This is a genomic window from Stappia indica, from assembly GCF_020177335.1.
Lineage (GTDB): Bacteria > Pseudomonadota > Alphaproteobacteria > Rhizobiales > Stappiaceae > Stappia > Stappia indica_B.
In genome coordinates, this window is record NZ_JAIVMG010000003.1 from 343,362 (window position 1) to 365,445 (window position 22,084).

Sequence of the window (22,084 nt, forward strand, 5' to 3'; positions counted from 1 at the left end):
AGTGCGACCTCGCGCCGGACGTTCCCGAAGTCAAGCACACGGATATGTGATGTGCCAGGGCCGCGCTTTGCGTTCTCCGGAAGGGGGGCGGCTCCCTGTCGCCGCCACGCCTCAGTTCGCAGGGGCGCCCGGTGGGACGGCGTCATCCCCCTGGTAGATCTCGCTAAGGTCCTCCGGCAGCTCCTCCAGCCGCGCGGGGTCGGTTCCCGAGCCCGGATCGGCATCCGCTTCGGCGTCCGGTTTGCTGGCGGGCATTGGCGGCGGCCCCTGCCTTCGCGGGGCCTCGCCCGGGGCGAGTAGTGGCAGATCCTCCGGTTCGACGTCATCGTCGACCGGTTCGAGCACGCCATAGGCTTCCAGTAAGGTGGCGTCGAGCCCGTCGAGGAAGGCGCGGATGCGCCGCGCATTGGCGCCCAGGTCATGGCGCCCGTAGCGGGAGGCGGAGCGGATATCGAGACGGGCGCCGACCGGGTCGGGCTGGATTCTCAACGCGATGTCGTCACGAAAGCCGAACAGCAGCGATTTCGCTTCGGCCTGGAACCGGGTTGGCTCGTCCGGCAGCCCTGGTGGCAATTCCGCGGTGATGGTCCAGCCCATCCGCCCGGCAACGTTCAGCGCCGCCGCATGCAATTCGCCCGGCGCGATGCGGAACCGGCGCGAGACAAGGTCCGGATAGGCCTCGGCCTGCAGGGCGCCGGTTTCGAACGGGCGGAGTGCCCCTCCTGGAACGAGCGGGGGCAGGGCGGGCGGTGTCTCGATATCGGTGCTGACATCCGCGAGCAAGGGATGGCGCAGCAGCTCCACGCTTGCCCCGGCGACAGGAGCAAGGGCCACCGCTCCATAGAGCAGCGCGCGGCTGGCATCACGCCAGCCGCTGCCGCCATCGCGCCAAAGGTTGCTGAGGGCGATGCCCGCGCCGATGCAGGCGAAGGCGCCCAGCGAGAAACCGAGCGCCAGCAGAATGAACAGCTGCGGCGTGGTGATCAGCGCTGCGTGATGGGCAAGCGCTGCGATCACCAGCACAGGCACGCCCAGGCGTCCAACCTTGCGGCTGAGGATGGCGAGGCGCGAACTGCGGCGCGGGAGGACTTTATGCATGGCCGGGGTCAGCAATCCCGTTCGATAGACCGACCCCGGACTTAGCATGTCGGTGGCGCAAAGCGAACACCCGCGCGGCGCGCACCAATGCTATTGTGGGAAGGAAAAGTCGGCGAATTGCTCGCGCAAGGTGGTCTTGCGGATCTTGCCCGTCGCCGTATGCGGGATCTCCTCCACGAAGATCACGGCATTCGGCACCCACCATTTCGCCACCCTGCCTTCGAAATAGGCGAGAATATCCGCCTCGCTTGGGCTGTGCCCCTCGCGCGGGACGATCACCAGAAGCGGCCGCTCGTCCCATTTCGGATGAGCGACGCCGATGACGGCGGCCTCCGCCACATCCGGGTGATCGAGCGCCAGGTTTTCCAGGTCGATGGTGGAGATCCACTCGCCGCCGGACTTGATCACATCCTTGGCCCGGTCGGTGATCTGCATGTAGCCGTTTTCATCGATATGCGCGACATCGCCGGTATCGAAATAGCCTTCCGGATCGAGCAGGTCCGAACTGTCTTCCTTGTAATAGGCGGCGGAGACGGCGGGGCCGCGCACCTTGAGCCGGCCGAAGGTTCGCCCGTCCCAGGGGCGTTCGACGCCATCGTCGTCGGTGATCTTCATTTCCACCGTGAAGGGCGTGTGTCCCTGCTTTTCCTGAAGATCGAGCAGGGCCTCGCCGTCAAGATCGGCGACCTCCGGCTTGAGCGAGCAGGCGGTGCCGAGCGGGCTCATTTCCGTCATGCCCCAGGCATGGATCACCCGCACGTCATAGGTGGTCTCGAAGGCCTTGGTGATGGCCCGCGGGCAGGCCGAGCCGCCAATCACCACCCGTTCCAGATGGGGAAGCATCTTGCCGGTTTTTTCCAGATACTGCAGCAAGGCCAGCCAAACGGTCGGCACGGCGGCGGTCAGGGTGACCTTTTCACTGTCGAGCAGCTCCCAGATCGCCTCGCCATCCATGCGCGGTCCCGGCAGGACCATCGCGGCCCCGGAAAGCGGGCAGGAAAACGCCAGCGACCAGCCATTGGCGTGAAACAGCGGCACCACCGGCATCACCCGGTCGCGCGATGCAAGGCCCAGCATGTCTGGCACGGCGGCCGCCATGGCGTGCAGCACGTTGGAGCGGTGCGAATAGACGACACCCTTGGGGTTTCCGGTGGTGCCGGAGGTATAGCACATGCCCGCCGCCGCGTTTTCGTCGAGCGCCTTCCAGGCGAAATCATCGTCGGCCTCCGTCAGCCAGCTTTCATAGGCCACCACCGGCAAACCGGTCTCGGGCAGATGCGCGTCGTCGGTCAGGACGATGACCTGCTCGATCGTCGAAAGCTGTGGCCAGATCTTCTCGACAATCGGCAGGAAGGTGAGGTCGACGAACAGCAGCCGGTCTTCGGCGTGGTTGATGATCCAGGCGATCTGATCGGGAAACAGGCGTGGGTTGATCGTATGATAGATGGCGCCGATGCCCAGAAGCCCGTACCAGGTCTCCATGTGCCGCCAGGTGTTCCAGGCCAGGGTGGCAACCCGGTCGCCTTCCTTCACGCCATAGGCGTCGAGCCGCTTGGCCAGGCGCAGCGCGCGCTGGCGCATCTGCGCGTAAGTCGTGCGGTGGATCGGCCCCTCGACCGAACGGCTGACGATCTCCCGGCGTGGGTGGTTGCGCGCGGCATGGTCAAGAAGTCGGTTACAGGTCAGCGACCAGTCCTGCATCAGACCGGGCATGGCTGGGTTGGGCATGGGCATCTCCTCCTCTGCTGCCTCTTTGAGTTGCAGCATTCTCCGGACCCAATTTTATGACGAGTGGTTCTGCCGCTGTCCAGCGGTTGCTCATTGTCACAAAGGCCAAGATGGCATCTTCCGCCGATCCCGGAAAGGCGTTTCCGTAAAGGAAGTTGCGCTCTCCGGTGGTTGCGTGAAGATCGTCCGCCCGGAGCTGGAGCGAGGAGGGGGAAGGTTCAGGCGGCAGCGTTGACGGTGATCCAGTCGAGTGCCTGCGTCAGCGAGGCGGCAACGTGGTCGGCGTGCGGTGCCAGCACCTCATGACCGACGGTCCCCGTGGTGACCCCTAGGGTGCGCACCCCGGCGGCCCGGCCCGCATGCAGGTCATGCAGGCTGTCGCCGACCATCACGACGGCGCTGGGCTCAAGGTCGGTCTCCCTGCAGAAACCGAGGATCATGCCCGGGTCCGGCTTGGCGCCATAGCCGCTGTCGAAGCCGATAATCTGCGTGAAACGGGCATCGATCCCCAGTGCGGAGAGCTGGGCGCGCGCCGAGGCTTCCGCATCGTTGGTGGCGATGCCGAGGGCCAGGCCGAGGCGGGTAAGCGCATCGAGCACCGGCATCAGGTCATCGAACGGCGTGATATGCGGCAGGCTCATGTCGCCGATGCGGGCATTGATGTCGGCGGCCAGTTCCGCCGGGTCGGACAGGCCGAGGATCTGCGCATAGGCATCGGCCACATCGTCGTTGGAGCCGGCGACCATGATCGAATCCGGGGCGAAACGCTGTTCATGGAGATGATAGCCGCTGACCTCGGCCAGCCGGCCCATGATCCCGTCGTCGCCATCGGCAAGCTGGGCGATCAACGTGTAGAAGGTCGGTCCCCAGGTGCGCTGGAAATCGATCAGCGTGCCGTCCTTGTCGAACAGCACCGCCTTGATCCGGGTTGTCATGTCCGCTCCATAATATCGGTCAGGGCCAGAAGGTCCCGCATGGTGTCGAGAACCACATCCGCGTTCGCCTCCAGATCGGCGCGGCTGGCGGCGCCGGTGGTGACCGCCACGCGGATCATGCCGGCATCGCGGGCCGCGTGCATGTCGTGCAGGCTGTCGCCGACCATGGCGATTTCGCCCGGGGGCAGATCCACGTGCCGGGCAAACGCAAGAAGCTGGCCCGGCGCGGGCTTGCGGCCGAACCCGGAATCATACCCGGCGAGAAAGGCGAAACTGTCGCCGAGGCCGAGTGCGTCCATCTGGCGCCGGGCCGAGGCTTCCGTGCCGTTGGTGGCGATGCCGAGTGGAATATCGGCGCGGGCGAGCCGCTGCAGGGTGTCGACCACCCCATCGAAGGGCGAGACATTGGTGACGCAGCGCTCCAGCAAGGTCGCCTCGATGCGCGCCAGCATGGCATCCGGATCGCTTTCGCCGAGGATCTCCGCCCAGCCGGCGGCGTAGTCGGCCGGAGCCTGCACCTTCAGCACCGAGGGGCCGGTGAAGCAGGCGCGCACTGTATCGAACATGGCAACCTCCTCAAGGGTCGCCAGAATACCGGCATCGCCGGCGGCAAGGTCGCGCAGCACTTCGGCAATGGCCGGGCCCCAGGTCCGGTCGAAATCGGTCAGGGTGCCATCTCGGTCAAACAGAACGGCTTGGATGCGCATCTCGGGTCCCGCGAGGTTTGTCAGGAAACAACAGAAAAGGGCGTGACGGTCTCATGACATGCCCCGGCGCGCGGGTCAAAATATCAACGCTTTTTTGCGAGGGGCGCGCGCTCAGCGGCGGCGATACCGGGTGGAGGGGGCAAGCGGCCCGTCGCCACTGACCTGGTGTTGCTCGACCAGGAATTCAAGCTGGGCGAGAACCGAAAGCGCCGCCGCCGGGCGCAGGCGCGGGTCGAGCCCCCGGTAGATGCGCGCGACCAGCTCGGTGACCGTTTGCGGGCCGTCGGCGAGTTCGGCGAGGATCGCCCGTTCCCGGGTCTGCCGGTGCACCTTCAGCCCGGCAAGATAGGTGGCCGGATCGCGCACCGGCCCGCCATGCCCGGGCAGATACTGGCGGTCGGAACGGGCCTCTAGCTTGTCGAGCGAGGCCATGTAGGCGCTCATCGACCCGTCCGGGGGCGCAACGATGGTGGTCGACCAGGCCATGACATGATCGGCGGAAAACAGAGTGTCGTCGTAGTCGAGGGCAAAGCACAGGTGGTTGGCCGTGTGTCCCGGCGTTGCCACGGCGGTCAGCCGCAAGCCGTCGACCTCGATGGCCTCGCCATCCTTCAGCACCCGGTCGGGATGATAGTCCTCGTCGGAACTGGCATCGAGCGGGTTGATCTCTCCCTCGCCGAGCGGGCGGGCGGGGCGGTGCGGGCCGCAACCGATGATCGGTGCGCCGGTCCGCTCCTTCATGAGCCGCGCCCCGGGTGAGTGATCCTTGTGGGTGTGGCTGACAAGGATGGCGGTCACCGGCGCCGGTCCGGCTTCGGCGAGCAGCAGCTCGACATGCGCTTCATCCATCGGTCCGGGATCGAGCACGGCGACCTCGTCCCGGCCGATCAGGTAGCTGTTGGTGCCGTGCCAGGTGAAGGGATTGGCGTTGCGGGCGGTGATCCGGCGCACCGCATCGGAAATCCGCACCGCCTCGCCATGCTGCGGGTCGAAATCGCGGTCGTGCTTCAGATCGGCCATTTCACGGGTCCTCGCGCCAGCAGGTTGTGCAACCGCTCTAGACGATGTGCGGGGAAACAGGCAAGAGGCCGCCGTCAGCTGCGGTCGGAAGCCTGTCGCGGGGCAAGTCCTTTTGCCGGAAAGGTGTTCGGCAATCTTGCCGGCTAACAAGAGGATTGCGACTTTGGGATTACATGTCTAGGTTTTCCGATCGTGTGGCTGCACGGAGCGCGATCCACCGTCGCCGGCAGGGGAGGTACAGATGCCGGCCGACGGGAGGAATTTGCAATGGGTCGCGCGCTGGTTGTCACATGGCCGTTGTTGAATTCAACTATTGGCCGAGCCAGCGACGCGGGAGGAGAGATTTACCGGTCCGTCGTTGCCTCATGTCCTGCATAAAAAGGGAAGGTCCGTCATGTCCATTTCACGCCGTTCGATGCTGAAGGGCTCCGCCGCAGCATCCACGCTTCTCGCCGCTCCGGCGATTCTCAAGGCGAGCGATGCGCTCGCATCCTCCGGTCAGGTCAATGTGTTTGCCTGGGGTGATTACATCCAGGAGAACATGATCGACAAGTTCACCAAGGACACGGGCATCACCGTGAACCTGTCGACCTACGGCTCCAACGACGAGGCGGTGCAGAAGCTCAAGGCCGCTGGCGGCAAGGGCTTCGACGTTATTTTCCCGTCGGTGACCAACGGGCCGCAGTACTATCCGGACAATCTGTTGAAGCCGCTCGATGAGAGCAAGCTGACCCTCGACAACCTGATTCCGTCGATGTTGCGTGACAGTGTCCAGCTCGGCGGCACCTATCGCGGCAAGCGGATGCTGCTGCCGTTCGACTGGGGCACGGAGGCGGTCACCTTCGACAGCACCGTGTTCCCGATGGACGATGCGGATGTGTCGCTCGGGGCGTTCTGGACACCGGAAGCCGCCGGCAAGGTGACGTTCCGCCAGAAATCGGCGCTGACCGGCGTCGGCCTCTATCTCGACTCCATCGGCCAGGTGAAGTCGAACCGGATGCTCGATGTTTACAAGACCGAGGATGAGGCGCGCCGGGTCTACGGCGCGGTGGCGGCCTTCATCATCGAGAACAAGAAGAACATCGCCGCCTTCTGGAACAACGCCACCGAGGCCACCAACGCCTTCAAGCAGGCCGGTGCGGCGATCGGCCAGACCTGGGACACCACCGGGCTGCTTCTCAACCGCGAGGACGCCAAGTGGAAATACCGGATGCCCAAGGAAGGCGGCATCACCTGGATGGATTCCATGGGCATTCCGACCGGCGCGGAGAATCTCGATCAGGGCTATGCCTTCATCAATGCCATGCTCGACCCGAAGATGGCGGGCCTGTTCGCGGCCAATACCGGCTACAACTCGGCGGTGGCCGGCGCGGCCGATCATGCCAGCGAGAGCTACAAGAAGCAGTTCTCCGAGGTCTACAACGCGGAGAACCTGGCGAACCTGTGGTGGTGGCAGGCCGACCAGCCTTGGACCTCACCGGTGGTCGGCGAATACGTCGACGCGGTTACCAACGCCTGACCGAGTATCAGTGCCTGAAACGGGCAGATGAACCGATGGATTGCGGCTCCGGCCGCAATCCGCTTTTCCCGGAGGAGGGTCCGGGCGGGATTTTGGGGAGGAAGTGCGGGATGCACGGCAAGGACGTTGTGCTGGACGGCGTATCGATGCGGTTCGGGGATTTCACGGCCGTACAGCCGACCGATCTGACCATCGAGGCGGGGGAGTTCTTCTCCATTCTCGGGCCGTCGGGCTGCGGCAAGACCACGATCTTGCGCATCATTTCCGGGTTTCTCGACCCGACCGCCGGCGATGTGCGCATCGGCGGCGACACCATGACCGGCATTCGCCCCAATGCCCGGCCGACCGCGCTGATCTTTCAGAACCTGGCGCTGTTTCCGCTGATGAGCGTGTGGGAAAACGTCGCCTTCGGTCTGGAGGCGCGCGGCATCGCCAAGGGCGCGCGGCGCGAGCGCGCCGAGGAACTGCTGGCGATGGTCGCCCTTGACGGGCAGGGCGAGAAGAAGCCGACCGAACTGTCCGGCGGTCAGCGCCAGCGCGTCGCCATCGCCCGGGCACTGGCGGTGGAGCCCTCGGTGCTGTTGCTGGACGAGCCCTTGTCCGCGCTCGATCTGAAGCTGCGCCAGCACATGCGCGCCGAGCTGAAGGAGCTGCAGCGCAAGACCGGCGTGACCTTCATCTACATCACCCACGATCAGGGCGAGGCGCTGACCATGTCCGACAGGGTGGCGGTGATGAACCGGGGCGTGATCGAACAGGTCGCCTCCTCGGACGATATCTACAGCCAGCCGGCGACCCCGTTCGTCGCCAGTTTCGTTGGCGAGCAGAACGTGTTCCGCGGGCGGCTGACAGCGGTCAACGGTGAGGTGGCGGAGGTCGAAACCGCCCACGGCATCTTGCGCGGCCGGCCACGCAGCGGCGTTGCCGCCGGCGACGAGGTGATGGTCTTCGTCCGGCCCGAACGGGTTGGCCTTTCCCGAAACGGTGGCGAGGCCTCGCGCGACAACCGTCTGACCGCGACCATCGAGCGGCGCGATCTTGAAGGCCCCTTCGTCAATCTCCATTGCCGCGCCGGCGAGACGCCGGTGATGATCCACCTGCCGAACTCCGGCGAGAGCGGACCGGACCTTTCCGGCGATGCGGAACTCGGCTTCCAGATCACCGACGCGGTCGTCATGCCTGCTGGGGATCTTGCTCGTGACTAGCCTGATCCGAAGCTATGGCAAGGGGCTGACGGCGCTGTTTCTCGCCCTGACGGCGGCCTGGATCGTTCTCCTGATCGTCCTGCCGCAACTCAGGATGATCGAGCGCGCCTTCACCTTCACCGATCATGGTGGCGAGGCCGCCACCCTGGCGCAGACTATCGACCGCCACTACACGCGGTTGTTCGCGATCGACACGGATCTGCGCGACTTCAAGGCGCGCAAGGACGCGGCCAGCGCATTGGCCCCGGCGACGCCGGGCCTTGTTCCCAGTCCCTCGCTGGCGCCCAGCCCGTCGCTGACCCCGTCGCCGAGCCTGGTTCCGAGCCCGACCGCACCAAGTCCTTCGCTGACGCCAAGCCCGTCCATGACGCCTTCACCGGGGTTGGTGCCAAGCCCCGGCATGGCGCCATCGGCCGCGAGCGGCCCGTCGCCGGAAGAGTTGGACCGCCGGATCGCCGAGCTGGAGGCGGAGAAGGCGGATTTGCAGCAAAAGCTTGCGGTTCTGGAGGAAGAGGAGCGCAGCAACGACGCTGAAACCGGTTTCAACGAGACCTACTCGCTGAAGAACTTCACGGATATGAGCGAGATCCACCTGAAGATCTTCATCTCCACGCTGTTCTATGCGCTCTGCGTCACCGTGCTGGCGTTTCTCGTGTGCTACCCGGTCGCCTATGCGGTGGCGAGCACGCGCAGTGCCAACAAGCTCGCCTTCCTGATGCTCGGCCTGGTCATTCCCTATGCCATCAACGAGCTGCTGCGGATCTTCTCCTGGGTGATGATCCTGGAAAAGCAGGGCATCCTCAACGGGCTGTTCGATGCGCTCGGGCTGATCGACATGGGCGCGGGCGAGGGGGTGCGGTTCGTCGCCTCCAACGGCGCGGTCTTCACGGTGATGGTCTATGCCTATGTGCTGTTCATGGTGTTTCCGATCTACAACACCATCGACACGCTCGACCGCAACCAGATCGAGGCGGCGCGCGATCTGGGGGCGTCGATCTGGCGGATCCACTGGCGGGTGGTGCTGCCCCATGCCAAGCCGGGCATCGCTGTGGGCGCGATCATGACCTTCATGCTGTCGGCCGGCTCCATCGCCGTGCCGGAGATCGTCGGCCGGGGGCTGCACCCGGACTGGTTCAGCCAGGTGATCTACCGGCGCTTCTTCGAGGCCGATTCCTGGAACCAGGGAGCCGCCTATTCGCTGGCGCTGCTCGTCGCCTGTCTCGTCTTCATTCTGGTCAACATGGCCGTTTTCCGTGTCGGCATCAGGGATATCGCCAAATGAGCCTGTCCGAAGCAAACACACGGGGCGGAGTGTCGCCACAAACCGCCCGCCGGTCGCCGGTCGACTGGTCGGGGGCGATCCTCAACGGCTATCTGGTGCTGTTCTTCGCCTATATGTTCCTGCCACTGCTGTTCATGGTGGTGGCCGCTTTCAATGCCAATCCGACGCCTTCGGTGACGGACTGGCAGGGGTTTTCCCTCCGCTGGTTCACTGAGCTGCCGCAGGACGAGCGCTTCCTGCAAGGGCTTGTGCACTCACTTGCCATCGCCGTCGGGGTGATCGTCATCGCCATTCCGCTGGGACTCGCCGGTGCGCTGGTTCTGACCCGGCTGCAATCGCGCGGCACCACCGTGCTCTATACGGTGCTGGTGTCGCCGATTCTGACCCCCGGCATCGTTCTCGGCGCGACGACCATGATCTTCTGGCGCGACGCCTTCGGCGTTCAGGCCGGGCTTCTGACCGCGACCATCGCCCAGGCGGGGTTCATCGCCTCCTATTGCATGTTGATGTTCATGGCGCGGCTGCAGCGTCAGGACCGGGTGCTGGAGGAGGCGGCGCTGGATCTTGGCGCCTCCTCGGTGTTCGTGTTCCGCCGGATCACCCTGCCGTTTCTGATGCCGACGGTCCTCACCGCCTCGGTGATCTCCTTCCTGCAATCGATCGAGAACTACAACACCACCTTCTTCGCCATCGGGTCGAGCTGGACGCTGGTGACGGAAATCGGCGCGCGGATGCGCTTCGGCCTGTCGCCGGTGGTCAATGTCATCGGCGTGATCTTCGTGGCGATCACCATTGTCGCGGCGACCGCCTGGGTGCTGAGCCGCAGGCGGGCCGGCCCGGCCACCGGTTGACGCTTCCTCCGGGGCGCGGGACCATGCGCCGGATTCGTCGGACCTGAGCTGAAGGAGGAGGGGCGGGGTGGACACGCCATGCAGCTTCACGCGGCATCTGCCGCTGGAACGGGAGGCCGCCTTTGAACTGGTGGTCGACCGGTTCGCCGACTGGTGGCCGCGCGAATACACGTTTTCCGGGGAGGATCTGGAAGACATCGGCATCGAGCCGATGGCCGGCGGCGCCTGCTATGAACAGGCGCGCGGCGGCACGCGGATCGTCTGGGGAACGGTACTCTCGATCGAGCGGCCGCTTTATCTGCGCCTCGCCTGGCAGATCGGTCCGGGGCGGGAGGTGATCGCAGATCCGGCCGCCGCCAGCCGGGTGGTGATCGAGTTTCGCGCCGAGGGAGAGGGCACACGGGTGGAACTGAGCCATGGCGATTTCCTCCGCCACGGCGAGGGCGGTGAACACTACCGCAGCGTGATGGCCTCCGAGGGCGGCTGGCCCTTCTGTCTCGACAAGCTGGTGGAGGCGGCCCGTGCCCGTGCTCATGTCCGCCCCCGCCGCTGATCCGCGCCGGCCTCAGCCGGAGAGCGCGCGATGAAACTTCGCTTCCGCTGCCTGCCGGAGCTTTTCGGGCTTGTGCCGGAACCGGTGCCGGCACGCAGCAGCCTGCCCGAATGGCTGCGGGCCGCGCCGGCAATGATCCCGAGCGAAACCCTCGGCGGGGCCGAGGTGCGCGGCCTCAAGCAGTGCCCGCCGCTGATCGACGCGCTGTCGCTCGGTGTCATGTTCCGCCTTGCGACCGATGTCACTGTGCAGGAGGGGGAGCTTTCCTGGGACTGGGAGCCGCCGGCCAGTCTTGCCGCGCGCCAGACCCGCGCGCCGATTGGCCTGCATGTGCCTGAACAGGCCTCCGGGGTGCCATTCGGACTGCCGCCGGATCAGTTCGTCGTCAAGTTCACCAATTTCTGGACGGTGACCGCGCCGGAAGGCGTGTCGCTGCTGTTCACCCATCCGCTCAACCGCGAAGACCTGCCGTTCCGGACCCTGGCCGGCATGGTCGATTGCGACCGCTTCCGCGACGGCTTCGTGCATTTCCCGGCGATCTGGCGCGATCCGGGGTTCGAAGGCGTGTTGCCGGCGGGAACCCCGGTGGCTCAGGGCTTTCCAATTCGCCGGGAGGCGCTGGAGCTCGACTGCGCGCCGATGAGCCCGGCCGAGCTTGCGGCCCATGGTAAGGTGCAGGACGGCTTGCAGGACGATCCGGGACTTTATCGCAAGAGCTTCCGCGCAACCCGGGCGCAATAGGCGGTCAGACTGGCGCCGGCGGCGCGGTGAGAAGGGCGCCGGCACGCAAGGGAATGCGGCCGCGCGGTCCCTGGCTCATGGACTTCAGGAGGCGCGGGCGCAGCGCCGGATGGTCCCGGTAAAGCTCTTGCAGCGTGGCCGCTCCCTCCGGCTGCCCGAGCCGGAGCTGCGCTTCGGCAAGGCCGATGCGGCTTTCGAGATCGCCACCGGTTAGCGTATCGTGGCGGACAAAGGCCTCCAGCGCCTGCTCTGCCTGATCGAGCCGCAACCGCAGCCGCGCCAGATTGAGCCAGCCGTCGGCGTCCTTCGGGGCCTGCCGGGTATAGGCGTCGAAGGCTTCCGCCGCCTCGCCAAGCCGGCCCAGCTCCAGAAGAACGCTCGCCTGTTCGAACCGGGCATTGGCGTGGTCCGGGGAAAGGTCGAGCGCGCGGGACAGGGCGGCGAGTGCCAGATCATTGGCGCCGAGCCGCCGATGCACCAGGCCGAGATTGTAGCGCAGCGAGGCATTGGCCGGATCGGCGCGCACCAGCACCAGAAGGCACTTGCGGGCTGTGGCCCAGTCTTCATTGGCAAGCGCGGGGGAAAGCCGGCTGGCGGCCTGGCGCGGGGTCATCCTGCTTCCTTCCGAAATGCGGCGGGGAGGGCCCCTTCAAGGCGTCCCGACCGGGTGCGGCGCGTGCACGCCACCTTGGTCGATGCTGAACCGGCGTGACCGTAACATACGATGTGCACTGGTCAATTCCGTCTCGGCCTGGTGTTTCCGGTGGCTGTCTTGGGAATGTCATCTGCACTATGCTATGCCAAATGACGTGCCCTCAAGCGGTGTGTCTTTAACCCTCCAGCGAACGTTACACGGTCGCTGGGGCCAGCGTGATTATATGTCGATGAGCGAAGAAAACATGACCGGTGAGCGGTCGGCACGCCCTGCCGGCTTTCGCTCCGTGCTGCGGACCCGGCTGGCCGCGCAGCGCTGGGTGCTGGTCACCGCGCTGGTCATTGCGGGAGGGGCGCAATATGCGCAGGGCCTGAGGCTTTCCTGGGAGATCTGGATTGCCTTCGCTGTTCTGGTCTCGGCGGCCCTTTTGGCGCCGGGCCGCCGTCCGCTGATGCCTCGGCGTCTGCGCGGGCAACCGCAGGCGGCGATGTGGCCCGATACGGGCATGAAGCATCTGGCCGACGCCCTGCCGGCGCCCTGTTTCATCGTCGATCAGCGCGGGATCGTTCGCTATGCCAACGCTGCGGCCCGCGAGCGGTTCGGCGCTGCCCATCCCGGCGATCCGATTTCCTTCCGGCTGCGGACCCCCGCCCTGCTGGAAGCGCTCGACCGGGTCATCGCGGGCGAGGACGCCCAACGGATCGGCTGGAGCGAGAAGGTGCCGACCGAGCAATGGTTGGAAGCCTATGTGGCGCCGATCGCGCCGCTGGCCTCCGAGGGTCGTGCGCCGCGCCAGCCGGCGGCGCAGCGCTTCATTCTGGTGACGGTGCAGGATCTGTCCGACCAGCACCGGCTGGAGCGGATGCGGGCGGATTTCGTCGCCAATGCCAGCCACGAGCTGCGCACGCCGCTGGCTTCGCTCACCGGTTTTGTCGAGACGCTGATGGGGCCGGCCAAGGACGATCCGCAGGCGCGCGACCGGTTCCTGACGATCATGATGCAGCAGGGCGAGCGGATGCGTCGGCTGATCGACGATCTGTTGTCGCTGTCGCGGGTGGAGCTGAAGGCGCATGTGCAGCCGAACGAGATCGTCGACCTTGCGGCCTTGCTGCGCCACACCTGCGATGCGTTGAAGCCGGTCGCCGATGAACTTGGTGTAACCATCGACCTGAGCTGCCCTGACGGCCCGTGCCAGGTGCGTGGTGATCGCGATGAGCTGATCGAGGTGATCGAGAACCTTGCCGAGAACAGCCTGAAATACGGCGCCAGCGGCAAGCGGGTGGAGATCGATCTGGCCCCGGCCGGCGGCGGCGACGACGGGCCAGCCGCCTGGGTGCTCGGATTTCGCGATCATGGGCCGGGCATTGCGCCGGAGCACGTGCCGCGCCTGACGGAGCGGTTTTACCGGGCGGATATCTCCGCCAGCCGGGAGATGAAGGGTACCGGCCTCGGGCTTGCCATCGTCAAGCACATCCTGACCCGCCACAAGGCGCGGCTGGAGATCGAGAGCGTGCCGGGCGAGGGAGCGTTGTTTTCTGTCAGAATTCCGGCGGCGAGCTCGTCATGAAAATGCTGGACCGCCGGAAAAATCTTTATATAACAGGCGGATGCACTGTCATATAACTGAAACAGGATCTTCATATAAGGATCACGAGGCCGGACTACGGTCTGCCTGACCTTGCAAGGGTAAGCCTGCAAGGGGAATTTCAAATCCTGAAGATCCAGGGAGACGTCAGGTGAAAATCAAGGCTCTTATGAGTGCGACTGCTCTTGCGGTTGCCACCACCGTGTTCGCCGGCGGCGCCATGGCACGCGACCAGATCCAGATCGTCGGTTCGTCGACGGTGTTTCCGTTCTCCACGGCGGTTGCCGAGCAGTTTGGCCAGAAGACCTCGTTCAAGACCCCGGTGGTGGAGTCGACCGGTTCGGGCGGCGGCATGAAGCTGTTCTGTGCCGGTGTCGGCGAAGGCACGCCGGACATGACCAACTCCTCGCGCCGCATCAAGAAGTCCGAGTTCGAGACCTGCACCGCCAATGGCGTGACGCCGGTGGAAGTGAAGATCGGCTTCGACGGCATCGTGCTGGCCAACTCCAAGGCGGGCGCCACGTTCAACCTGACCCTCGCCCAGGTGTTCCTGGCGCTGGCCAAGGAAGTCCCGGTCGACGGCAAGCTGGTCGCCAACCCGTATGTGAACTGGTCGGACATCGATCCGTCCCTGCCGACCACCAAGATCGAAGTGCTCGGCCCGCCGCCGACCTCCGGCACGCGCGACGCCTTCGTCGAGATCGCCATGGAAGGCGGCTGCAAGGCCGTTCCGGGCGCCAAGGATCTCGGCCTGGCCAAGAAGAAGTGCCACGAAATCCGTGAGGATGGTGCCTTCATCGAAGCTGGCGAGAACGACAACCTGATCGTTCAGAAGCTCGAAGCCAACCCGAACGCGGTCGGCATCTTCGGCTTCTCCTTCCTCGACCAGAATGCCGACAAGATCCAGGGCTCGCAGATCGGTGGTGTTGAGCCGACCTTCGAGAACATCGCCGCTGGCGATTATCCGGTCTCCCGTTCGCTTTTCTTCTACATCAAGAAGGAGCATGTCGGCGTGATCCCGGGCATCGAGGAATACGCGGCCGAGTTCACCGCCGACGGTACCTGGGGTGACGAAGGTTACCTGTCGGAAAAGGGGCTGATCCCGCTTCCGACCGCCGATCGTGAAAAGATCGGTGCCGATGTGAAGGCGATGACCCCGCTTTCCATGTAAGACCAAACGGGGCGCGGCCGGCAACTTGCCGGCCGCGTTCTTTCAGCTGACCGGGTCAGCCCGGCCGGACGGCTCCACCGCACAGCGGATGCACCATGTTCACAACATCGCTCCTGCTTCTCGCGGTCGTCCTCGTGGCGGCCTATTTTGTCGGTCGCACCCGCGCGGTGCAGGTGGTCGGCGGGCACGTCTCGGACCTGCACTCGCTGCCCTCCTTTCACGGCGCCTTCCTCGCCATCGTTGCGGTGGTGCCGGCCTTCGTTCTTCTCCTGCTCTGGTCGATCCTGGCGCCGCGCGTTCTCGACACGATGATCCTGTCGACCCATGCCGATGCGGTTGCCGGTCTCGGGACGCCGGAGACGGAAGCCTTTCTGCGTGACGCCCGGGCGATTGCCTTCGGCGGCATTGTCGGCTTCACCGATGCGGCCAAGGAAGCGGCGGCGCAAACCTATGCCTCATTGAGCGCCACCGCCGATCTCATGCTCGGCGCGATAATGACGCTGCTGGCGGTCGGTGGCCTGTTCGGCGGCTATCGGGCGATCGCTCCGCGCTTCCGGGCCCGCCATGTGGTCGAGCGCGTGGTGATGGTGCTTCTGGTGATGTGCTCGGCGGTGGCGATCATCACCACCATCGGCATCGTCCTGTCGCTGATCTTCGAGAGCCTGCGCTTTTTCCAGAAGGTGCCGTTCTTCGACTTCGTCTTCGGCACGCACTGGAGCCCGCAGAGCGCCTTCGAGGGCGCCGGGGCCACGGGCGGCGACACCAACGCTGAGGTGTTCGGAGCCATTCCGCTGCTCGCCGGCACCATGCTGATCACCCTGATCGCCATTCTGGTGGCCGCGCCGATCGGCCTGTTCGCCGCCATCTATCTTTCCGACTATGCCTCCCGGCCGGTGCGGGCGATCGCCAAGCCGGTGCTTGAGGTGCTGGCGGGCATTCCCACCGTGGTCTACGGCTTCTTCGCCGCGCTGACCGTGGCGCCGGCCTTCCGCGGTGCGGGCGAGAGCATTGGCCTTTCGGTCTCCTCCGAATCCGCCCTGGCCGCCGGCGTGGTCATGGGCATCATGATCATCCCCTTCGTCTCTTCCCTGTCGGATGACGTCATCAACTCCGTGCCGCAGTCGCTGCGCGACGGATCGGCCGGTCTTGGCGCCACCAAGTCGGAGACGATCCGCAAGGTGGTGCTGCCGGCGGCGCTGCCGGGCATCGTCTCGGCGCTGATCCTCGCCATTTCCCGCGCCATCGGCGAAACCATGATCGTCGTCATGGCTGCCGGGCTGGCCGCGAACCTGACGGTCAATCCGCTGGAAGCGGTCACCACCGTCACCGTGCAGATCGTCACGCTGCTGGTCGGCGACCAGGAGTTCGACAGCGCCAAGACCCTGGCCGCTTTCGCGCTCGGGCTGCTGCTCTTCTGCGTCACCCTGGCCCTCAACATCTTCGCGCTGCGCGTTGTCCAGAAATACAGGGAACAGTATGACTGACATGGCCGAACGCACCCCGGTCGCCGACATGGCGGACAGTCTTCACACCTCCGAGGCCGCGCGTCGCCGTCTGGCGAAGCGCTATGCCGCCGAGCGGCGCTACAAGCTCTACGGCCTGGCGGCGGTGCTGGCTGCCGGCGCCTTCCTGGTGATCCTTCTGAGCACCATCGTTTCTCAAGGTTGGCCGGCCTTCACCCATTCCTATCTCTCCCTGCCGCTCGATCTCGGCGCGGAGAAGGTCGATCCGCAGGATCCGGGCAAGGCGGACTACAACGCCATCATCCGCGATGGGCTGAAGAGCGAGATGCCGTTTGCCGGCAGCCGCCGCGACCGGCGGGTGCGCAACGGGCTGGTCTCCAGCGGTGCCAACATCATCCTGCGCAACGAGGTGCAGGCGGATCCGGCGATGCTCGGCGCGCAAGGTCCGGTGAAGGTGCCGCTGTCCGATTTCGCCGATCTCTATCTCAAGGGGCTGGTCACGGGCAGCACCACCCGCGCCGGAACGGGCGCGGCCGGGGTGGTGGGCACCTCCGGTACCGTGAAGATCCTGTCCTCCTCCAATGATTTCCGCGGCATCCTGACCGAGATCAAGCAGGATCTGCGTGCTCAGGCGGAGGCGCGGCGCGCCGATGTGGAGGCGCGGCAACGGGGCCTGCGCAGCCTCGAAGCGCGCATTCCGACCCTTGAACAAAGGGTTGCCGATGCTGGTGCGGCGGACCGATCGCGCCTGGAGATGGAACTGTCGAGCGCCCGCAGCGCCCTGCAGTCCGTGACCCGCGAGATCGAGACGCTGGAGGCGGAGATCGCCGCCCTGACCGCCCGTGCCACGGCGGTGGACCAGCCGGAAGCCCTGACGACCGGGCTGGCCTCCTACCTGATCCGCATCAATGGCGGTATCGTCAAGGCGACGCAGGTCTCCTCTACCGTGATCGAGGGGCAAGCTTTCGTGCCGCTGCAAAGCGAAGCGGAGGCGGCACCCGGAAGCTGGCAGATCGAGCGGATCGACACGCCGGAAAGCGCCCGCAAGTTCATCGATCAGGAGATCGCCTACATCGAGTACCTGCGCGACAAGGGGCTGATCGAGCGTCAGATCAACACCATCTTCTTCACCGCCGGCGCCAGCCGCGAGCCGGAGATGGCCGGTGTGTGGGGCGCGGTGGTCGGCTCGTTCTACACCATGGTGGTGACCCTGCTCCTGTCCTTCCCGATCGGCGTTGCCGCCGCGATCTACCTGGAAGAGTTCGCGCCGAAGAACCGGCTGACCCATCTGATCGAGGTGAACATCAACAACCTCGCGGCGGTGCCCTCGATCGTCTTCGGTCTGCTTGGCCTGGCGGTGTTCCTCAATGTCTTCGGCATGCCGCGCTCCGCGCCGCTGGTCGGTGGTATGGTGTTGGCGCTGATGACCTTGCCGACGATCATCATCGCCGCCCGCGCGGCGCTCAAGGCGGTGCCGCCGTCGATCCGCGAAGCGGCGCTCGGCGTGGGGGCCTCGCGTCTTCAGGCGGTGTTCCACCATGTGCTGCCGTTGGCGATGCCGGGCATTTTCACCGGCACGATCATCGGCATGGCCCAGGCGCTTGGCGAGACGGCCCCGCTCTTGATGATCGGCATGGTCGCCTTCATCGTCGATATCCCGGGCGGTCCGCTCGATCCGGCGACGGTGATGCCGGTGCAGATCTACATGTGGGCGGACTTCCCCGAGCCTGCGTTCCAGCAGAAGACCTCGGCGGCCATCATGGTGCTGCTCGGGTTTCTGGTCGTGATGAACGCAATTGCAATTGTCTTGCGCAAGCGGTTTGAGCGGCGCTGGTGATCCGTTCTGGAAAGGACAGAGAAATGTCGATGGAAAAGGTCATGGACGCCAAGACCGATGGCGGGGCCGCAATGCCTGCCGGAGCCGCGATGGTGACCGCCGATGGCGTGCCGGTGAAGATGCGCGGCAGCAATGTCAATGTGTTCTACGGCGAGAAGCAGGCGCTGTTCGACGTGGGGCTGGACGTGCGTGATCGTCATGTAACGGCGCTGATCGGCCCTTCGGGCTGCGGCAAGTCCACCTTCCTGCGCTGCCTCAACCGGATGAACGACACGATCGACGTCTGCCGGGTGACCGGCACGATCCTGCTCGACCGGACCGACGTCTACGATCCGTCGGTGGATGTGGTGGAGCTGCGCGCGCGGGTGGGCATGGTGTTTCAGAAGCCCAACCCGTTCCCCAAGTCGATCTATGAGAACGTGGCCTATGGCCCGCGTATTCATGGCCTGACCCGTAACAAGAGCGAGCTGGACGACGTGGTTGCCACCAGCCTGCAGAAGGCCGGTCTGTACGAAGAGGTCAAGGATCGGCTCGACGAGCCGGGAACGGGCCTCTCCGGTGGTCAGCAGCAGCGTCTGTGCATCGCCCGTGCCATCGCCGTCAGCCCCGAGGTAATCCTGATGGACGAGCCCTGCTCGGCGCTCGATCCGATCGCCACGGCGAAGGTGGAGGAGCTGATCGACGAGCTGCGTGAGAACTACACGATCGTCATCGTCACTCACTCCATGCAGCAGGCGGCCCGCGTGTCGCAGCGCACGGCCTTCTTCCATCTTGGCAACCTCGTCGAGGAAGGCGAGACCAAGGAGATTTTCACCAACCCCCGGGACAAGCGCACCCAGGATTACATCACCGGCCGGTTCGGCTGAGGCCGGGCGCCCCGCCGGGGCGCTTCCGGTTCCCGTGTAAGATGCCGGGCGGCCTCTGGGCGCGCCGGCGTATCCTGCCGGTGGTCCGGCGCGATGGAGAATGACGATGCCACATACCGTGACCCTGTTTGACCAAGAGCTGAAGGCGGTCGCCGGCCGCGTTTCTGAGATGGGCGGCCTGACCGAGGCCATGCTCAGCGATGCCGTCTCGGCACTGACCCGGATGGACAAGGACCTTGCCCGGCGGGTGGTGGCCCAGGACAAGCGGGTCGACGCCCTGCAGTTCGAGGTCGAGGAACAGGCGATCCTGATCATCGCCCGGCGGCAGCCGGTGGCGCAGGACCTGCGCGACGTAATCGCCGCCATGCGCATTTCCAACGATCTGGAGCGGGTCGGCGATCTGGCCAAGAACATCGCCAAGCGGGTGATCGCCATCGACGGAAGCTTCGATTCCAAGAAGTTCGCGCTCGGCGTCGAGCACATGACCGAACTGACCCAGGCCCAGCTCAAGGACGTCCTGGACGCCTATGCCAACCGGGACGAGGAAACCGCCGTCTCCGTGCGCGAGCGCGATGACGAGGTGGATGCGATCTACACCTCGATCTTCCGCGAGCTGCTCACCTACATGATGGAGGATCCGCGCCAGATCTCGATCTGTGCCCATCTGCTGTTCTGCGCCAAGAACATCGAACGGATCGGCGATCACGCCACCAACATCGCCGAGAACGTCATCTACATGGCGACCGGGGTGCAGCCGATGGACGATCGGCAGAAGCAGGACGAGACCGGCGTTGTCGCCGAGCCGACCACCTGATCCCCTGCAACGATATCTGAGACCAGACGAGGTTACCCGGAATGCCGAAGGTTCTGATTGTCGAGGACGAAGAACCTCTGATCATGTTGTTGAAGTACAACCTTGAAGCGGAGGGGTATTCGGTCGACACCTGCATGCGCGGCGACGAGGCGGACATCCGGCTGCGCGAGAGCCAGCCGGACCTTCTGTTGCTGGACTGGATGCTGCCGGGCCTGTCGGGGATCGAGCTGTGCCGGCGTCTGCGGTCGCGGCCGGAAACCGAGCGGCTGCCGGTGATCATGCTGACGGCGCGGGGCGAGGAGTCCGAGCGGATCCGGGGGCTTGCCACCGGCGCCGACGACTACGTGGTCAAGCCGTTTTCGGTGCCGGAACTGATGGCGCGCGTGCGGGCGATGCTGCGCCGCGCCAAGCCCGAGGTGGTGTCCTCGATGCTGCGCGCCGGCGATCTGGAGCTGGATCGGGAAACCCATCGGGTGCGCCGGTCTGGCCGGGAGATCCATCTCGGACCGACAGAATTCCGCCTGCTGGAATTTCTGATGACCTCGCCGGGGCGGGTGTTCTCCCGCGAGCAGTTGCTGGATGGTGTCTGGGGTCACGATGTCTACGTGGACGAGCGCACCGTCGACGTGCATGTCGGCCGACTGCGCAAGGCGATCAATCGCGGCAAGGCGATGGACCCGATCCGCACGGTGCGCGGGGCTGGCTACGCCTTCAACGACCAGTTCGTGGCGGCGGCCTCCTGACGGCCGCCCCATCGCGAAGGCCTGTGTGAGCAGGCCTTCCCACTTGCTGAAACGACCCCCGGGTGCACCCAATGACAAAGCCCTTTCTCGGCGCCCTCAACGCATTGTGGTGAGTTCGTCTCTCATGCGTGCATTGAGGGGGCGATGGCTGGAGTAGCGCAGCCCTTGCCGTTCTTCACGGCGTCATCCCGGCCCCCGAGCCGGGATCGGAGAGCCAGAAGACGCGCGTTTTCAATGGGCTGGAGCCGAGAGGCCTGTGCCTCGCCGATCCCGGGTCGCACTGACGCTTGCCCGGGAAGACGCCCCTGGGGGGAAGCACGTTCACCCCGCCGGTTTCCGGCGGGGTTTTGTCGTTTCAGATGGCAAGCCGTTCGGCCGGATGGCTCCGGCCGGGCAGGATCAGCCGTTGGCGGCGCTCTTGTCGCGGCGACGGTCGCTGGCCGGCTGGTAGGCAACGCGGCAATGGTAGGCGCAATAGGGCACGCCCGGGTTCGACGGGTGGCCGCAGAAGTAAAAGTCTTCCTTGGTCGGATCACCGATCGGCCATTTGCAGGTGCGCTCGGTCAGGGTGAGGATCGTCGCCCGCTTGGCGATCGGCACCAGCTCGGCGACCGGCTGTGCCTTGGGCTCGGGCGCTGCAGCCGGCACGGCCTCCGCCTTGAGCGCGGTGGCGCCGATGCTCTGCGGCGCGCTCGGCGTCGGTGCGCTGGGGGCCTCTTCCACCGCCGTGTTGTCCTGGGTCGGGGCGCTCTTGGCGACCTTCCGGCTCTTCTGCGCGCTGGACGGCGCCTTGGCGCGCCCGGACAGGCCAAGCCGGTGCACCTTGCCGATGACGGCGTTGCGCGTGACGCCCCCCAGCTCTGCCGCGATCTGGCTTGCGCTCAGCCCGTCGGACCAGAGTTTCTTCAGAAGGTCGACACGTTCGCTTGTCCAGGACATGCGGAAACTCCGTCTTGGTTCGGACCGGCTCGGGACACGGAGGTTTGGTTAATACTTCGTTTATGACGCACCATCAGCGCGCCGCCCTCTTGCCGGATTTTGAGGCTTGTGCGAGTCTTATCTACGAGATGTCGTATTTGACTGATCAGACGCTACAATATGACGGGTTTCCTTCGCAAGCGAACCGGGCGATTCACCTGGGGATTGCTCCAGTTTTCCCCAAAAAACCGCCTTTTTGGGCAGGGGGAGGGCAATTGGGCCGCAGCGCCAATATGATTGACACCTGCGCCATGCCAAGGTGTATAACGTCGAGGAAACATCCGTGCCGCCTCATTCGGGCGGCATAGTGTTTTTCGGGCCGGATTTTCACCT

The 22,084-nt window shown here is 65.4% G+C and carries 19 protein-coding genes and 2 pseudogenes; 14 read left to right on the forward strand and 7 right to left on the reverse strand.

The annotated features are described in order from the left end of the window. Positions 1-111: 111 nt before the first annotated feature. The 5 genes from LC062_RS05965 to LC062_RS05985 form a co-directional block, all read right to left on the reverse strand. Positions 112-1,098: a DUF1499 domain-containing protein gene (locus tag LC062_RS05965; RefSeq protein ID WP_224910115.1), complete on the reverse strand. Its 987-nt coding sequence runs from the start codon at positions 1,096-1,098 to the stop codon at positions 112-114. Positions 1,099-1,188: 90 nt separating this feature from the next. Next, complete coding sequence (locus tag LC062_RS05970; RefSeq protein ID WP_224910330.1) at positions 1,189-2,811, reverse strand: long-chain-fatty-acid--CoA ligase; 1,623 nt, start codon at positions 2,809-2,811, stop codon at positions 1,189-1,191. A 233-nt stretch (positions 2,812-3,044) separates the two neighbouring features. Further along, on the reverse strand, positions 3,045-3,761 hold the full coding sequence (locus LC062_RS05975) for an HAD family hydrolase (protein WP_224910116.1): 717 nt from the start codon (positions 3,759-3,761) through the stop codon (positions 3,045-3,047). Beyond that, complete coding sequence (locus LC062_RS05980; RefSeq protein WP_224910117.1) at positions 3,758-4,468, reverse strand: HAD family hydrolase; 711 nt, start codon at positions 4,466-4,468, stop codon at positions 3,758-3,760. Before LC062_RS05980 ends, LC062_RS05975 begins: the two co-directional genes overlap by 4 nt. A gap of 111 nt (positions 4,469-4,579) precedes the next feature. Next, positions 4,580-5,488 (reverse strand): MBL fold metallo-hydrolase, encoded by a 909-nt coding sequence (locus tag LC062_RS05985; RefSeq protein WP_224910118.1) that lies wholly within the window; start codon positions 5,486-5,488, stop codon positions 4,580-4,582. 394 nt (positions 5,489-5,882) lie between these two features. Here LC062_RS05985 and LC062_RS05990 point away from each other — a divergent pair, with 394 nt between their 5' ends. From LC062_RS05990 to LC062_RS06015, 6 genes are all read left to right on the forward strand, one after another. Beyond that, positions 5,883-7,007, forward strand: coding sequence for an extracellular solute-binding protein (locus LC062_RS05990; RefSeq protein WP_224910119.1), 1,125 nt, complete (start codon positions 5,883-5,885; stop codon positions 7,005-7,007). Between the two features lie 110 nt (positions 7,008-7,117). Then, positions 7,118-8,212, forward strand: a complete 1,095-nt coding sequence (locus LC062_RS05995; protein ID WP_224910120.1) for an ABC transporter ATP-binding protein — start codon at positions 7,118-7,120, stop codon at positions 8,210-8,212. Next, positions 8,205-9,494 carry an ABC transporter permease subunit gene (locus LC062_RS06000; RefSeq protein WP_224910121.1) on the forward strand — a complete coding sequence of 430 codons (1,290 nt, stop codon included), beginning with the start codon at positions 8,205-8,207 and terminating at the stop codon, positions 9,492-9,494. Before LC062_RS05995 ends, LC062_RS06000 begins: the two co-directional genes overlap by 8 nt. A 29-nt stretch (positions 9,495-9,523) precedes the next feature. Next, positions 9,524-10,345 (forward strand): ABC transporter permease, encoded by an 822-nt coding sequence (locus tag LC062_RS06005; RefSeq protein ID WP_224910122.1) that lies wholly within the window; start codon positions 9,524-9,526, stop codon positions 10,343-10,345. A 67-nt stretch (positions 10,346-10,412) separates the two neighbouring features. After that, the gene (locus LC062_RS06010; RefSeq protein ID WP_224910123.1) at positions 10,413-10,898 is read left to right on the forward strand and encodes an SRPBCC family protein; all 486 of its coding nucleotides are present in this window, start codon (positions 10,413-10,415) and stop codon (positions 10,896-10,898) included. Between the two features lie 30 nt (positions 10,899-10,928). Continuing rightward, positions 10,929-11,639, forward strand: a complete 711-nt coding sequence (locus tag LC062_RS06015; RefSeq protein WP_224910124.1) for a hypothetical protein — start codon at positions 10,929-10,931, stop codon at positions 11,637-11,639. 4 nt (positions 11,640-11,643) lie between these two features. Here the strand turns inward: LC062_RS06015 and LC062_RS06020 are convergent, their stop codons facing one another. Continuing rightward, on the reverse strand, positions 11,644-12,252 hold the full coding sequence (locus LC062_RS06020) for a tetratricopeptide repeat protein (protein WP_224910125.1): 609 nt from the start codon (positions 12,250-12,252) through the stop codon (positions 11,644-11,646). A gap of 271 nt (positions 12,253-12,523) precedes the next feature. Here LC062_RS06020 and LC062_RS06025 point away from each other — a divergent pair, with 271 nt between their 5' ends. The 8 genes and pseudogenes from LC062_RS06025 to phoB all read left to right on the forward strand — a co-directional run bounded on the left by LC062_RS06025 (position 12,524) and on the right by phoB (position 20,773). Further along, positions 12,524-13,861 (forward strand): ATP-binding protein, encoded by a 1,338-nt coding sequence (locus LC062_RS06025; protein WP_224910126.1) that lies wholly within the window; start codon positions 12,524-12,526, stop codon positions 13,859-13,861. A 187-nt stretch (positions 13,862-14,048) separates the two neighbouring features. Continuing rightward, on the forward strand, positions 14,049-15,050 hold the full coding sequence (locus LC062_RS06030; protein ID WP_224910127.1) for a PstS family phosphate ABC transporter substrate-binding protein: 1,002 nt from the start codon (positions 14,049-14,051) through the stop codon (positions 15,048-15,050). Between the two features lie 95 nt (positions 15,051-15,145). After that, the gene (gene pstC / locus LC062_RS06035; RefSeq protein ID WP_224910128.1) at positions 15,146-16,534 is read left to right on the forward strand and encodes a phosphate ABC transporter permease subunit PstC; all 1,389 of its coding nucleotides are present in this window, start codon (positions 15,146-15,148) and stop codon (positions 16,532-16,534) included. Between the two features lie 28 nt (positions 16,535-16,562). Further along, positions 16,563-17,009 (forward strand): annotated as a pseudogene (locus tag LC062_RS21540) (DUF3333 domain-containing protein); the annotation flags it as partial. Positions 17,010-17,546: 537 nt separating this feature from the next. Continuing rightward, positions 17,547-18,350 (forward strand): annotated as a pseudogene (gene pstA / locus LC062_RS21545) (phosphate ABC transporter permease PstA); the annotation flags it as partial. 71 nt (positions 18,351-18,421) lie between these two features. Next, entirely contained in the window at positions 18,422-19,216 is a 795-nt protein-coding gene (gene pstB, locus LC062_RS06045) for a phosphate ABC transporter ATP-binding protein PstB (protein ID WP_224910331.1), read from the forward strand. Between the two features lie 100 nt (positions 19,217-19,316). Further along, complete coding sequence (gene phoU / locus LC062_RS06050) at positions 19,317-20,030, forward strand: phosphate signaling complex protein PhoU (protein WP_224910130.1); 714 nt, start codon at positions 19,317-19,319, stop codon at positions 20,028-20,030. A gap of 41 nt (positions 20,031-20,071) precedes the next feature. Next, positions 20,072-20,773, forward strand: coding sequence for a phosphate regulon transcriptional regulator PhoB (gene phoB / locus LC062_RS06055; protein ID WP_181760390.1), 702 nt, complete (start codon positions 20,072-20,074; stop codon positions 20,771-20,773). 399 nt (positions 20,774-21,172) lie between these two features. Here phoB and LC062_RS06060 read toward each other — a convergent pair whose 3' ends face one another. Further along, positions 21,173-21,712, reverse strand: a complete 540-nt coding sequence (locus tag LC062_RS06060) for a GcrA family cell cycle regulator (protein WP_224910131.1) — start codon at positions 21,710-21,712, stop codon at positions 21,173-21,175. Positions 21,713-22,084: the final 372 nt, after the last annotated feature.

Excerpts from the sequence above, each read along its gene's own strand:
- LC062_RS05965 (WP_224910115.1), bottom strand. The coding sequence starts at position 1,098 with ATGCATAAAGTCCTCCCGCGCCGCAGTTCGCGCCTCGCCATCCTCAGC.
- LC062_RS05970 (WP_224910330.1), bottom strand. The coding sequence starts at position 2,811 with ATGCCCGGTCTGATGCAGGACTGGTCGCTGACCTGTAACCGACTTCTT.
- LC062_RS05975 (WP_224910116.1), bottom strand. The coding sequence starts at position 3,761 with ATGACAACCCGGATCAAGGCGGTGCTGTTCGACAAGGACGGCACGCTG.
- LC062_RS05980 (WP_224910117.1), bottom strand. The coding sequence starts at position 4,468 with ATGCGCATCCAAGCCGTTCTGTTTGACCGAGATGGCACCCTGACCGAT.
- LC062_RS05985 (WP_224910118.1), bottom strand. The coding sequence starts at position 5,488 with ATGGCCGATCTGAAGCACGACCGCGATTTCGACCCGCAGCATGGCGAG.
- LC062_RS05990 (WP_224910119.1), top strand. The coding sequence starts at position 5,883 with ATGTCCATTTCACGCCGTTCGATGCTGAAGGGCTCCGCCGCAGCATCC.
- LC062_RS05995 (WP_224910120.1), top strand. The coding sequence starts at position 7,118 with ATGCACGGCAAGGACGTTGTGCTGGACGGCGTATCGATGCGGTTCGGG.
- LC062_RS06015 (WP_224910124.1), top strand. The coding sequence starts at position 10,929 with ATGAAACTTCGCTTCCGCTGCCTGCCGGAGCTTTTCGGGCTTGTGCCG.
- LC062_RS06020 (WP_224910125.1), bottom strand. The coding sequence starts at position 12,252 with ATGACCCCGCGCCAGGCCGCCAGCCGGCTTTCCCCCGCGCTTGCCAAT.
- LC062_RS06025 (WP_224910126.1), top strand. The coding sequence starts at position 12,524 with ATGAGCGAAGAAAACATGACCGGTGAGCGGTCGGCACGCCCTGCCGGC.
- LC062_RS06030 (WP_224910127.1), top strand. The coding sequence starts at position 14,049 with ATGAGTGCGACTGCTCTTGCGGTTGCCACCACCGTGTTCGCCGGCGGC.
- pstC (WP_224910128.1), top strand. The coding sequence starts at position 15,146 with ATGTTCACAACATCGCTCCTGCTTCTCGCGGTCGTCCTCGTGGCGGCC.
- pstB (WP_224910331.1), top strand. The coding sequence starts at position 18,422 with ATGCCTGCCGGAGCCGCGATGGTGACCGCCGATGGCGTGCCGGTGAAG.
- phoU (WP_224910130.1), top strand. The coding sequence starts at position 19,317 with ATGACGATGCCACATACCGTGACCCTGTTTGACCAAGAGCTGAAGGCG.
- phoB (WP_181760390.1), top strand. The coding sequence starts at position 20,072 with ATGCCGAAGGTTCTGATTGTCGAGGACGAAGAACCTCTGATCATGTTG.
- LC062_RS06060 (WP_224910131.1), bottom strand. The coding sequence starts at position 21,712 with ATGTCCTGGACAAGCGAACGTGTCGACCTTCTGAAGAAACTCTGGTCC.